The sequence below is a fragment of the Streptomyces sp. NEAU-174 genome, from assembly GCF_052665095.1.
Genome location: NZ_JBQTCE010000011.1, coordinates 171,047 through 183,915 on the forward strand (window position 1 = coordinate 171,047; position 12,869 = coordinate 183,915).

Here is a 12,869-nt window from a genome sequence, read left to right on the forward strand (position 1 = left end):
GAGGCCCCCGGCTGGATCGACGTAAGGAGACAGGGTGGTGAAGCACATGCGGCGCGGCGTGCGCCGGGTCGTGCGGTTCGCGGCTGTCGGGGCACTGGTCTGTGGCGGGGTGATGGTCTCTCAGGCCGGGCCGGGCGGATCGGCCCACGGGACGACCGGAAGCGACGGCCCGAGAGCCCTGAGCGCGGACCGGACGGACGATGTGGGCGGACGCCTGGTGTCCGCGCTCGGCGCCTCCCGTACGGCGGGCAACTGGATCGGGGCCGACGGTCGCCCGGTGGTCGCGGTGACGGACGACACGGCGGCGGACGAGGTCAGCCGGGCCGGGGCCACCGCCAAACGGGTGCGCTACAGCATGGCGGACCTGGACTCCGCGACCGAGAAGCTGCGCTCGGCGCCCCGGGTGGCGGGCACCGCCTGGATGGTGGACCCCAAGTCCAACCAGGTGGTGCTGGTCGGCGACAGCACCGTCTCCACCGCCCGCTGGTCGAAGATGAAGGACCTCGCAGCGGAGGTGGGCGGCACGGTGCGCGCCCAGCGGACGGAGGGCTCCTTCACGACAAGAGCCGCCGGTGCCTCGCCCATGTTCACCAACGGCAGCCGCTGCTCGGCCGGTTTCAACGTCACCAACGGCCAGACCGGTTTCATCCTGACGGCGGGACACTGCGGCCCCAACGGCACCCCCTGGTTCACCGACGGCACCGGCTCCACCCGCCTCGGCACCACGGTCCAGAGCAGCTTCCCCGGCAATGACTTCTCGCTGATCCGCTACGACAACGCCGCACTCGACCAGAACAGCGTGGTAAACGTCGGCGGCGGCCAGACGGTGCGGGTCACCGGTGTGGCCGATCCGGTCGTGGGCCAGGAGGTGTTCCGCAGCGGCAGCACCACCGGGCTGCGCTCGGGCAAGGTGACCGGGCTCAACGCCACGGTCAACTACCCCGAGGGCACGGTCACCGGTCTTGTCCAGACCACCGTGTGCGCCGAGCCCGGCGACAGCGGGGGGCCGCTCTTCGCCCAGGGCGTGGCGCTCGGCGTCACCTCCGGCGGCAGCGGCGACTGCGACCGGGGCGGGGTGACCTTCTTCCAGCCCGTGACCAAGGCGCTGACCGCGCTCGGGGTGTCCATCCCGGGCGCCAAGGCCCAGAGCCCCAACCCGGCCATCGCCTCCGGCGCCTCCGGGAGTTCGGGGGTCGACGGCGTCTCGACGCTCGACGACGTCGTGGCGTACGCCCAGAACTTCGGGCCCGGTCTGGTGGTCATCGTGGTGGGGTTCGTGGGACTGCTGTCCACGCTGACCATCCGGCCCCGGCGGCGCCGCTACCGCGGCTACTCCACCGGCTGGGGGTGAGAGCCTGTGTCATATCCCCGGCCGGGCGTGCGACGCCTGGCACGCTCCCCCAGCTACCGCTGGGAGGTGCCCCCCTGACGCCGCACGCTGATCCGGCCGGGGATATGACACAGGCTCTAAGCCGCCCCGGCGGCCTCCCGGGGCGGTGGCAGCGGGCAGACCGCGATGCCCCGCTCGAGGAGGCTGCCCATGACGAGGAGGCCGCCGAGCGCGCATACGCTCGTGGCCATCCGGTACGGGGTCCGGCGCCGCACCAGATGGCGGACCACCCGGCCGTCGGGGCCGATCGCCACGGCGCGCACCGTGCGCCGCGGCCCGGGGCGGAGCCGGGTGGCGACGGGCACCGCCGCCCTTCTGAGCGCGGCGGGCGCGCGGTGCAGCAGATCGAGGGCGGGCTCCCGCGGCGCGGCTATGGCCACCCAGATGACCCCGTCGGGGCCACGGGTGAGATTGTCCGGGAAGCCCGGCAGATCGCGGAGGAGAAGGTCCCGTGTCCCCGCCCGGCGGCCGGTCAGCCACAGCCGGCTGATCCGGTAGGCGCCGCTCTCGACCACGGCCACATACGACTCGTCGGCGGCGAGGGCGACCCCGTTGGCGAACCGCAGCCCGTCCAGCACCACCTCCGGCCGGCCGCCCGGCCGCAGCCGGAGCAGCTGCCCGGTGGCGGTGTTCTCCAGGATGTCGCCGAGCCAGTCCTCCAGTCCGTGGCGGCGGCTGGACACGGTGAAGTACACCGTGCCGTCCTCCGCCGTGGCGACATTGCTACAGAACCGCAGCGGCCTGCCGTCCACCTCGTCGGCCACCACCCGTACGGACCCGTCGTCCGGCCCGACCCGCAGCAGCCCGCGCCGCGCGTCGCACACCAGCAGCCCGCCGTCGGGGCAGGGGACGAGCCCCAGCGGCCGGCCGCCGGTGTGCGCGAGCACCTCGGAGCGTACGAGTTCGTGGTCCGGCGACAGCGTCAGCCGCCGGACGGCCCCGTCCGCGGTCCCGGTGAGGATCCGGCCCTCCGCGTCGGCGGCGACGTGTTCCGGCCCGTGCGCCTCCGGCGCCAGGATCCGCGGACACGGCAGCGGTTCGGCCGGTACGCGGGACCGCGTCCCCGTACCGGCTCGCTCGCGCGGCATGGGCTCACACCGCCTTACGCGCCTTGGCGGCCCTCAGGCACCGCCGCATCTCCTCGGCGTAGGGCAGCACCACACAGGCGCCGATGCCGAGCCCGATCGCCGCCAGATAGCGCGCGGGCAGCGGATTGTCCTTGGGCAGCAGCTTCCAGTCCTCGGGCCGCTCCCCGCCGCGCAGCGCCGCGCGGACCTGGTCCCAGTGCAGACAGCAGGTGAACGCCATCGCCGACAGCGGCAGGACCTCCAGGAAGCTGTGGATGTGCTGCTCCACCGGGCGCACCTCGCGCTCCTCGGTGGCCAGGCTGACATCCCACAGCGCCGTGGCGCCGTGGGCGACGGCCGCTCCGCCCATCACCGACAGCACCAGCGGATTGACCCGGGCCAGCAGCCCCATCGCGACGGGGACACCGGCCTCCGTCATCATCAGGGCGTGGATCGCCGACTCCTTCGTGCCCGAGGTGTCCTCGATCCTGGTCCGGCGATGCATGAGCCAGTCCGCCACCGCCGGGACGAACCACAGGGGCATCACCCCGTACATCAGGAACCGCCGGTTGGCGTCCTCGACGTCCACGGCGCCGCGCGGCACCTTCAGATCGCGTGGCCGCCGCCACCGCCGCCAGGCACGGGCCACCGGGCTATGGGAAAGAGTCATCTCGCCTCCAGCACGACGTCGGAGAAGTCGGGTGCCCTCTTCGTATCGCGGACAAACGACCGCGGGAGGCTTCCACCCGCCCGGCGTGGCGCGGCTCGGCGGCTGACCCGGCGGCTCGGCCGCCCGCCCCCTCAGCCGTCACCGGCCTCGAGGGCGACGATGCGCTGGGCGCCGTTCGCCGCGCCCGGATGACGGCTGGTGAGGTCCAGCCGCAGCCGTGCGGTGCGGACCGGGGACGTATGCATGGCCGTTCCACGCGGACACCTCGATCCAGGCGGGCAGGGTGTGCTCGGCGTCCACGGTGAAGGACACCTCGAGACGGCGCAGCCGCCGCCTCCCGCTCCAGGTCACCGAGACCCAGTCGGCCTTCCGGGCACCGTCGAAGGCGGGAAGCAGCGCCGTCGCGGGCCTGTGGAAGGCGTTGGACCAGCCGGTGGCCGGATCGCCGTCCAGCATGGCCGCAGGCAGGGTCGTCGGCGCGCCCGAATAGCTCGCGTCGGCCAGTGGGTGGTGCGGGGCGCCGGGGCCGGGGTCCGGCGCGAACGGCGTGGGGCGGGTGACCGGCCCCGAGGTCCCGCCGGTGGCGCGGACGGTGGCGGTGGCGGTGCGCAGCCCCGCCGAGCGGGCGGTGACGGTCAGCGGCCCGGCCTCGGTGCCGGCGCGGACGATGGCCAGGGCCTTGCCGTGGAAGGCGGTACGGGTGCTCGCCTGGTAGCGCTCGGCGCTCTCCTGGCGGCCGTTGTCGACCCCGGCCAGGGAGCCTCCGGTGACCTTGAAGGCGATCAGATGATCGGCGTCCGGCACCACCACACCGTGGGCGTCGACGACTTCGGCGGTCACGAAGCACAGCGAGCGGCCGTCGGCGTCGACGGTCTCGCGGTCGGGGGTGAGCCGTACGGCGTGCGGGCGTCCCGCCGTGCGCAGCACATCGGTGGCCACCACCCGGCCACCGCGCCGGGCCACGGCCTTCAACTCGCCCGGTGCGAACGGCACCTTCCAGGTGAGGTGGAGCTTTCCGGCGCTGCCGCCCGGGCTGGTGTAGCTGCCGGGGTAGGGGCCGGAGGTGACGGTCTTGTCGTCGCCGGTCGGCTCGGTGGTCTCCAGGTAGGTACGGCCGTCCGCGGTCTGCTTGGTGTCGAACTCACGGACGCCCAGCGACCGGCCGTCGAGGAACAGCTCCACCGTGGCGACGTTGGAGTAGGCCCACACCTCCACGGTCTCGCCCGGCCGGTGGCCGGTCCAGTCCATGGGGACCAGATGGACCATCGGTTCGCTCGTCCACTGGCTCTTGAAGAGGTGGTACATGTCCTTGGGGAAGCCCGCGGTGTCCACGGCGCCGAAGAACGACGCCTTCACCGGGAACACGTCGTACGGTGTGGGCTCGCCGATGTAGTCGATGCCCGACCACAGGAACTGCCCGGCGAAGAACCTCCGGTCCCGGTCCTTCTTCAGCCCGTACTCGCCGCTCATCGTCCAGGAGGCGAGGTTGTTGTCGTAACTGGAGGTCTGGCGCCTGCCGGGGGTGTGGTTCTCGCCGGTGTTGTAGTTCAGGCCCAGCCCGTCCAGCTTGGCGAGCATCAGATCGGCGGGGGAGCCCTCGGCGGGCAGCGTGCGGTACTTGTCCGAGCCGATCACCACCGGCCTGGTGTCATCGGCCGCGCGTACGGCGTCGATGAGCCGCTGGGCCATCCCCAGCCCCGGGGCGCTGGTGGAGTCGGGGATCTCATTGCCGATGGACCACATGACCACGGCCGGGGAGTTGCGGGCGGCGCGCACCATCTCGGTGATGTCCGCGTCGCAGTACTCGTCGAAGAAGCGCCCGTAGTCATAGGTGTTCTTGCCGGTGCGCCAGCAGTCGAACGCCTCCACCAGCATCACGATGCCGAGCCGCTCGCAGAGCTCGATCAGCTCCGGCGCGGGCGGATTGTGCGAGGTGCGCAGGGCGTTGACGCCCATGCTCTTCATGATGGTCAGCTGGCGCAGCACGGCGTCGGCGTTGACGGCGGCGCCGAGCGCGCCCAGGTCGTGGTGGAGATCGACGCCCTGGAGTTTGGCGTACCGGCCGTTCAGCGAGAATCCGTGGTGGGGGGCAGTTCGGTCTCCAGGACATAGCGTTCAGGAGCGTCGAACGACCACAGCCGCGGCCGGTCGATCCGCAGCTCCTGGGTGGCGGTACGGGTCTCACCCGCCCCGACGGCGAGGGTGGAGTGTGCCTGGACCACCATGTGCCCATCGGGGTCCTTGACCGTGGACACCACGGTCACCGGCTTCCGGCCGTCCGACTCGTTGACCACGAGGGTCCGCGCCCGCACGGTGGCATGCCCGGCGCGCAGCGTGGTGGCCAGGCCGGGGGTGGTGATGTACGTGCCCCACCGGGCCACATGGACCGGGTCGGTGACGGGCGTGGCGGTAGATGCCGCTGCCGGAGTACCAGCGGCTGCTGGGAAGCCGGTTGCGCACCTTGACGGCGAGGACGTTGGGCGTGGCGCCGGCCGAGTCGTCGTACGCCGGGTCGGGGGCGTGTCCGTACGCGCCGGTCGGGTCGGTGATGCCGCCGGGGTTGACGAGGGCGAAGCGCCAGCCGTCCGTGAGCGGGATGGTCCGGCCTCCCATGGCGCGGGACGCGGTGGCGGACTGGGCGGGAGCGGCCGTGACAAGCACGACGAGGTGGCCCCCACCCGCGGCGGGGGCCACCTCGTCGGAAAGGGGTCTGGCCGGCACTCAGTAGTCGTAGTGGTGGTGGTGCCGGTGATGGTCGGGCTCTTCGACCACCGGGGGTGCCACCGCGCCCGGCTCGACGACGCGCCGGCGCTTGTAGACACTCACATACGCGCACGTGCCGATGATGCCGACTGCCATCAGAATCAGGCCGACCAGGTGGACGTTGAAGCCGTTGGCGTTCCAGTCGGTGGCGAAGGTGAGAATCCCTCCCACCGCGATCATCAAAATGCAACCGCCGAGGCCCATCAGTTCTGCCTCCGTACATGAGTTCGCTGTTGTGGGCTGGTCGTCACCGAGTACCCAGGCCCGGCGGGGCCAATCTCACGCCCCGCCCTCCTCGCGCTCCACGGCCGCCACCGTCTCCTCCAGCGCCTGGCGGTCCGCACGCGCGCTCGCCCGGTCCTTGGCCGAGGCGTCGGTGACATCGAGGAAGATCTGGTCGGCGTGCGGCCAGAACTCCGCCATCGCCGTCTTGACGCGCACCAGGACCTCCTCGACCTCCTCGCTGTCGAGTCCGGGGACGAGGTCGACCCGGGCCGCCACCAGCGTCGAGTCATTGCCCAGACGCATCGTCAGCAGCGTGGTCACGGTGTCGATCTCCGGCTGCGCCTCGAGGAACCGGCGGAGCTCCTGGCGCTGGACCGGGTCGATCGCCTCACCGATGAGCCGCCCGCGCGACTCCCTGGCCAGCCGGTAGGCCACATAGACCAGCAGCGCCCCGATCAGGAAGGAGGCCGTGGCCTCGTAGACCACCTGGCCGGTGACCATGTGCAGCCACATACCGAGCAGGGCGAACACCACGCCGAGACAGGCGGTGGAGTCCTCGGCCAGCACGGTGCGCAGCGTGGGGTCGTCACCCCTGCGCAGCTCGGTCGCCATCCCGCGGCCCGCTTCCCGGGCGTGCCGGCGCACCTGGACCAGCGCCCGGACCAGCGACGAGCCCTCGGCGATGAGTGCCACGCCCAGGACCCCGAGGCCCACCAGATAGCCGCTGTGGTCCTCGGAGCTGCCCGAACTCAGCGCCTCGGCACCCTGGATGAAGGAGAAGCAGCCGCCCATGACGAAGATGCCGACAGCGGCCAGCAGCGCCCAGAAGTAGCGCTCCTTGCCGTAGCCGAACGGGTGCTGGTCGTCGGGGGCCCGCCTGCTGCGTTTGAGTGAGGCGAGCAGGAACACCTCGTTGAGGCTGTCCGCGACGGAGTGCGCGGCCTCCGAGAGCAGCGCGGGGGAGCCGGCGAAGATCCCGCCGGCGGCCTTGGCCAGCGCGATCACCAGATTGGCGCCGAGGGCGACGAAGACGGTGACGGCGGTCCGGGCGTCCCGGCCCTGCCGCGCGCCGGACCCGTTCGGCCCGTGTTCGCTGTGTGTGGTGGAACGGCTCATCGGCGGGAAACTCCGTAGGCGGGAAGTCCGTGCCGTCCTGATGGCCCGCTCCGCCGGGGCGGCCGGACGGCCTGTCCCCTTCGCGTGTGTCCCGATGTCGGGACCTCAATCGTGACACGCCCGCCCGAGGGAGCGCGCCCCGCCGGACCCGTCCGGTCCACGGGGCGCGCTCGGAGGGGTCAGCCTGCCGGGGTGTTCGGGGACGCGGGCACCTTCGGCAGGTCGCTGAAGATGTCGAGCCCCATGGCGGCGGCGATCAGCAGACCGATCACGCCCAGCGCCACCGCTCCCCAGGCCACCGCGGTCACCCAGGGTGCCCCGGCCGTGACGGGCCGCCGCTGCCGCAGCAGCACCACAGCGGCGATCACCACGGCGACCAGCGCGAACAGCCCGTTGACCAGGGCCGTGGTGTGCCACGGAGTGCCGTACACCGCGGATATCTGATCGGCGGCCGACCCGGACTGGGCCTTGATCTGGCCGGTCAGCTGCTTGCGCTCCTGGAGCATGGTGCCGAGCCAGGTGCCGGAGAGCGAGGCGAGTCCGAGGCCCGCGGCGACGACCGAGGCGGCGCCGGGGACGACGCCCGGTGTGGTGGCCGGGGGAGGGGCCACGATGTCGTCGTCGAGGCCTGATGCGTCCAGCGAGTCCGGGGTTTCCTTCGGGTCCGGGGTTTCCTGCTGGTCCGAAACAGCGTTCGGGACACCCTCCGCCGTGGCTTCCTCGGCTTCTGCGGGCTGCGCTGCGGTGTCGGTCGGTTGGTCGGTCTTGGTGGTGTCCATGTGCCGCAACCGTACGGACCGAAGATGAAAACTCACTGAGAAAGCGATGTCCTTCGGCCGGCGGCACCGGCCGGGTGGTGGCCGGCCGCGCCGCATACGCTGACCGAAGGGTCTCACCGATGGCCGGGGACCCCTCTCGCCGTACGACGGGAGCACCCCGTGGTCTCCTCCACCCCTGGCGGCACCGCCTCCGACGGCGGGGCACGGCACCGGCTGCGCGCATGGCTGCTGGAGGGCCTGACCGACATCGCCAAGCGCCAGCCCGGGCCGCACGCCGAGCCGGAGGGCGCACACCAGGGTCGGCGGTGGTGGCGGGTGATGTGCCTGACCGGTCTGGACTACTTCTCCACCCTCGGCTACCAGCCCGGTATCGCCGCCCTGGCGGCCGGGCTGCTCTCCCCGCTGGCCACCGTGGTGCTGGTGGTGGTGACCCTGGCGGGCGCGCTGCCGGTGTACCGCAGAGTGGCCGAGGAGAGCCCGCACGGCCAGGGCTCGATCGCGATGCTGGAGCGGCTGCTGACCTTCTGGAAGGGCAAGCTGTTCGTCCTCACCCTGCTGGGCTTCGCGGCCACCGACTTCCTCATCACCATCACCCTCTCCGCCGCCGACGCCACCGCCCACCTGGTGGAGAACCCGCATTTCACCGCGGTCCTGCACGGCCATGAGGTGGCCATCACCCTGATCCTGGTGGGAATGCTCGGGGCGGTGTTCCTCAAGGGGTTCACCGAGGCCATCGGGATCGCGGTGGCGCTGGTCGCCGCCTATCTGCTGCTCAACGCCGTCGTGGTGGCGGTGGGGCTGTGGCATGTGTGCACCGCCCCCCATGTGATCCCCGACTGGTCCCAGGCGCTGGTCGCCGAGCGCGGCAGCCCCCTGGTGATGGTCGGCGTGGCGCTGGTGATCTTCCCGAAGCTGGCGCTCGGCCTGTCCGGGTTCGAGACGGGCGTGGCCGTCATGCCCCATATCGAGGGCAAGCCGGGCGACACCGAGGAGCGCCCCGCAGGGCGCGTCCAGGGCGCCCGGAAGCTGCTGACCACCGCCGCGGTGATCATGAGCGTCTTCCTCATCACCTCCAGCTTCATCACGACCCTGCTGATCCCGCAGCGGGCGTTCGAACCGGGCGGGCAGGCCAATGGGCGCGCCCTGGCCTATCTCGCCCATGAGTACCTGGGCTCGGCGTTCGGCAGCGTCTACGACGCCTCCACCATCGCCATCCTCTGGTTCGCCGGCGCCTCGGCCATGGCCGGACTGCTCAATCTGATGCCCCGCTATCTGCCGCGCTACGGCATGGCACCCCACTGGGCGCGCGCGGTCCGCCCCATGGTGCTGGTGTTCATCGCCATCGCGTTCCTGGTGACCTGGCTCTTCAAGGCGGATGTGGACGCCCAGGGCGGCGCCTACGCCACCGGGGTGCTCGTGCTCATCACCTCGGCCGCCATCGCCGTCACCATCGCCGCCCGGCGCGCCCGGCAGCGCGGCTGGACCATCGGCTTCGGTGTGATCTCGCTGATCTTCCTGTACACCACAGCGGTCAACGTCATCGAACGGCCCGACGGCGTCAAGATCGGCGCCTGTTTCATCGCGGGCATCATGGCCGTATCGCTGCTGTCCCGGGTGGCCAGGGCCTTTGAGCTACGGGTCACCAGCGTGACGTTCGACGCCCTGGCCGAGCGGTTCGTCCGTGACACCGCCCACCGCAGGATCCGCTTCATCGCCAACAAACCGGAAAGCCGTGACCTGGTCGAATACCGGGAGAAGCAGCACCAGATCCGGGCGGACAACGACATCCCGCCCGAGGACGACATCATCTTCGTCGAGGTCACGGTGGCCGACCCGTCCGAGTTCGAGAGCGAGCTGCGGGTGTGCGGCGAGGTGGTGCACGGCCGCTACCGCGTGCTGACCCTCCAGAGCGCCACCATCCCCAACGCGCTGGCGGCGCTGCTGCTGCGGGTGCGGGACATGACCGGGCAGCGCCCGCACATCTACTTCGAGTGGACGGAGGGCCATCCGCTGGCCCACTTCCTGCGCTTCTTCCTCTTCGGACAGGGGGAGGTCGCCCCCGTCACCCGTGAGGTGCTCCGCGAGGCCGAGCCCGACCGCGGCCGCCGCCCCCACGTCCACGTCGGCTGACCGGGCCCCGCAGGAGTGAACGGGTCCCGCGGAGTGAACGGCTCCCGCCGAGCCGGGGGCGGCCGCCACATCAGGGCGCCGTCGGGTCTGTCAGGGCGCCACCGGCTCCGGGTCCGGGTCCACGGCGGGCAGGCTGTCCATGAACGAGCTCACCGAGAACACCGCACGCCCCGGCCCCGGCGGGCCGTATCCGGGCGGCGAGGACAGCCCGAAGTCCTCGAGCGTCGCCCGGTAGGTCTCCAGCAGCCGGATGTGGTACTCCAGCGGGGCGCCCTGCGGATTCTCCTTGCCCAGCGGTGTCGTCGGCTCGGGACACCAGGTGGTGAACCGGGGCACGACCCCGTGCGACATGAAGAAGCGCAGCCCCTCGGCGGTGGAGTCGATCGCCTCGGCCACGGACGCGAAGCCGAGCGGCTGGGCCATCTCCACGCCCGCCACGAAGTTGGGGATCACATTCCGGGCGCCGAACACCTCGGCCGAGTCCAGGATCCGGCGGTGCCACTCGTCCCGGCCGATGTAGCGCTCCTTGCCCGGGCAGTACAGCTCGAACAGCCGCCGGTCCCACACCTCGAAGTTGGGGTGGTAGATCCGCACCCCGTAGTCGTGGAACCGCTGGACATCCTCCTTGGGCAGCGCCTGCGCCACCACCTTGCCGATCCAGCGGCCCGGGAAGCGCTCCTCGATGGCCTTCGCGTACTGGCCGTAGAAGTCGGCCTCGTCGCGGCCGCCCACATGCGAGGTGATGGCGCCGCCGGTGAGGGTGTACGCCTGCGAGGTGCGGGCGGCGTCATGGCGGTCGATGATCTCCAGCGCCTCCAGCACCTCCTCGACCGGCTTCACCCCGGTGTACGGGCGGCCCGCCGCCTTGTGCTGGCGCCAGTTGTGGTTGATGTCGCAGTACTGGCACTCCTCCTTGGCGCCGAAGTACTGGCACACCCGGAAGACCGTCAGATAGACCAGATAGCCCCACTGGATGGTCGGCGCGACCTCCATCACCGACTTGCCGTTCGACAGGGTGTGGCGGTAGTAGTCCGGCATCGGCGGCAGCCCCACATCGGCGATGCGCGCACCGTCCAGATACAGCCCCAGCGCACCGTCCTCCCCGGCCCGGACCACATACGGCGACGCGGGGTTGACGCGGACGGACACCACGGTGCGGCGCAGGTCGTACGGCCCGCCGGTGAGCACGATCTCCTCGGGCGGCCGGTTGAGGGCCGCGGCGCCCAGTTCCGGCAGGGTGCGGTGGTCGAACGAGAAGATGAAGTACGACTTCGGCTTGACGTCGCCGTCCTCGTTGCCGCTGAGCGCGGACTCGTCGAAGGCCATGCCGCCGCGCAGCAGGTCCTCCTTGAGCACGGCCTCCCGGGGCACCTGGGGGAAACGCCCCATCAGCCCCTCGATCAGCGCGGTTCGTCTCTCACTCGCCATCTGCTGCACCATCCCCCAGGCTCCGTACGGATGCGGTGTGGTTCCCACGCGGGTCTCCGTGCCGCTGAACACCATAGATCAGGACGGATGTTCGACTCCAGGGCGCCCGCTCCGGGCCCGCCCCGTGTCGGCCCCGGGCCCGCCCCGTGTCCCTCCGATGGGCGTGGCGCTTCGGGGCCGGCCGATCTACGGTGGAAGGGCCATGGCTGTCAACCGGCTCGGCATGGTCGTCCACCAGGCCCGCCCCACCGCCGTCGCGGCGGCCCGCACCGCCCGCGCATGGGCCGCCGCGCATGGCATCTCCTGCTTCGAGCTGGACGTCTGGCGTGGCGACCAGCCCCGGCGCAGCGCCCAGGAGGAGTCAGCGGCGGCCGGCCACCCCGATCTGATCGTCACCTTCGGCGGCGACGGCACCTTTCTGCGCGGCGCCCGGCTCGCCGCCAGGAACGGGGCCGCGGCGCTGGGCGTGAACGTGGGGCGGGTCGGCTTCCTCACCGAGATCAGCGTCGACCAGGTGGAGGACGCGCTCGACGCCGTCCACGAGGGCCGGGCCACGATCGAGGAGCGCATGCTGCTCACCCTGCGGGCGTCCCGGCCGCTGGAGATGCCCGAGGGCATGGAGGCGCTGCTGCGCTACGGGCGGGGCCCCGTACCGCCCCCGCCCAAGGTCCGCCCCGGCCGCGCCCCCGAGGAGGCCGGCTGGGGCATTCCACTGGATGTCAACGCCGTCAACGACGTGGTCTTCGAAAAGCTCGCCCGCGACCGCCAGGCCGGTCTCGGTGTGTATGTGTCCGCGCAGCTGCTCGCCTCGTACTCGGCCGACGCGATCATCGTGGCCACCCCGACCGGCTCCACCGCCTACAGCTTCGCCGCCGGCGGGCCGGTGGTCTCCCCGTACCTGGACGCGGTGGTCTTCACCCCGGTCGCCCCGCACATCGCCTTCGACCGCACCGTGGTGGCCGCGGTGGACGAACCCGTCGCCGTACGGGTGCTGCCGACCTCGGGGCAGGTGGCGGTCAGCCTCGACGGGCAGTTGCGCGGGGTGCTGAACCCGGGTGACTGGGTGGCGGCCTACCGGGCACCGGTTCGGCTGCGGCTGGTACGGCTCGCGCCGACGCAGTTCTACCACCGGCTGCGGGACCGCTTCCGGCTGGCCGACTCGCCCGCCGCCGACGTGGCCCCGCCGTTCTACCGCCCCAGCTCCCCGATCCCGCCGGACCTGGCACATCTGCGGCTGCCCCCGGTGCCCGACGACCCACCGGAGCCGGGGCCGGAGCCGGGGCCGGACGGCCCCGGCTGAA

At 71.9% G+C, this 12,869-nt stretch carries 9 protein-coding genes and 1 pseudogene; 3 read left to right on the forward strand and 7 right to left on the reverse strand.

The genetic code is table 11. The features are described from left to right. Positions 1 to 37 precede the first annotated feature (37 nt). A complete protein-coding gene (locus ACT2CW_RS29615) occupies positions 38 to 1,351 on the forward strand; it encodes a S1 family peptidase (RefSeq protein ID WP_432045037.1) in 1,314 nt (437 codons plus the stop codon). Positions 1,352 to 1,467: 116 nt separating this feature from the next. On the opposite strand, the gene ACT2CW_RS29620 is transcribed toward ACT2CW_RS29615, so the two are convergent. The 6 genes and pseudogenes from ACT2CW_RS29620 to ACT2CW_RS29645 all read right to left on the reverse strand — a co-directional run bounded on the left by ACT2CW_RS29620 (position 1,468) and on the right by ACT2CW_RS29645 (position 8,010). After that, a complete protein-coding gene (locus ACT2CW_RS29620) occupies positions 1,468 to 2,478 on the reverse strand; it encodes an SMP-30/gluconolactonase/LRE family protein (RefSeq protein WP_445518832.1) in 1,011 nt (336 codons plus the stop codon). A 4-nt stretch (positions 2,479 to 2,482) separates the two neighbouring features. After that, positions 2,483 to 3,127, reverse strand: coding sequence for a diguanylate cyclase (locus ACT2CW_RS29625; protein ID WP_445518833.1), 645 nt, complete (start codon positions 3,125 to 3,127; stop codon positions 2,483 to 2,485). A gap of 131 nt (positions 3,128 to 3,258) precedes the next feature. Beyond that, positions 3,259 to 5,848 (reverse strand): annotated as a pseudogene (locus ACT2CW_RS29630) (glycoside hydrolase family 2 TIM barrel-domain containing protein). Further along, positions 5,849 to 6,094, reverse strand: coding sequence for a hypothetical protein (locus tag ACT2CW_RS29635; RefSeq protein WP_138912926.1), 246 nt, complete (start codon positions 6,092 to 6,094; stop codon positions 5,849 to 5,851). 75 nt (positions 6,095 to 6,169) lie between these two features. Further along, on the reverse strand, positions 6,170 to 7,231 hold the full coding sequence (locus tag ACT2CW_RS29640; RefSeq protein ID WP_445518834.1) for a cation diffusion facilitator family transporter: 1,062 nt from the start codon (positions 7,229 to 7,231) through the stop codon (positions 6,170 to 6,172). 179 nt (positions 7,232 to 7,410) lie between these two features. After that, positions 7,411 to 8,010 (reverse strand): hypothetical protein, encoded by a 600-nt coding sequence (locus ACT2CW_RS29645; RefSeq protein WP_182472704.1) that lies wholly within the window; start codon positions 8,008 to 8,010, stop codon positions 7,411 to 7,413. Positions 8,011 to 8,169: 159 nt separating this feature from the next. On the opposite strand from ACT2CW_RS29645, the gene ACT2CW_RS29650 reads away from it, so the two are divergent. After that, positions 8,170 to 10,140, forward strand: a complete 1,971-nt coding sequence (locus tag ACT2CW_RS29650) for an APC family permease (RefSeq protein WP_164423531.1) — start codon at positions 8,170 to 8,172, stop codon at positions 10,138 to 10,140. Positions 10,141 to 10,230: 90 nt separating this feature from the next. Here the strand turns inward: ACT2CW_RS29650 and ACT2CW_RS29655 are convergent, their stop codons facing one another. Beyond that, complete coding sequence (locus ACT2CW_RS29655) at positions 10,231 to 11,568, reverse strand: radical SAM protein (protein WP_445519003.1); 1,338 nt, start codon at positions 11,566 to 11,568, stop codon at positions 10,231 to 10,233. 202 nt (positions 11,569 to 11,770) lie between these two features. On the opposite strand from ACT2CW_RS29655, the gene ACT2CW_RS29660 reads away from it, so the two are divergent. Next, positions 11,771 to 12,868 carry an NAD(+)/NADH kinase gene (locus ACT2CW_RS29660; RefSeq protein WP_445518835.1) on the forward strand — a complete coding sequence of 366 codons (1,098 nt, stop codon included), beginning with the start codon at positions 11,771 to 11,773 and terminating at the stop codon, positions 12,866 to 12,868. Position 12,869 lies beyond the last annotated feature (1 nt).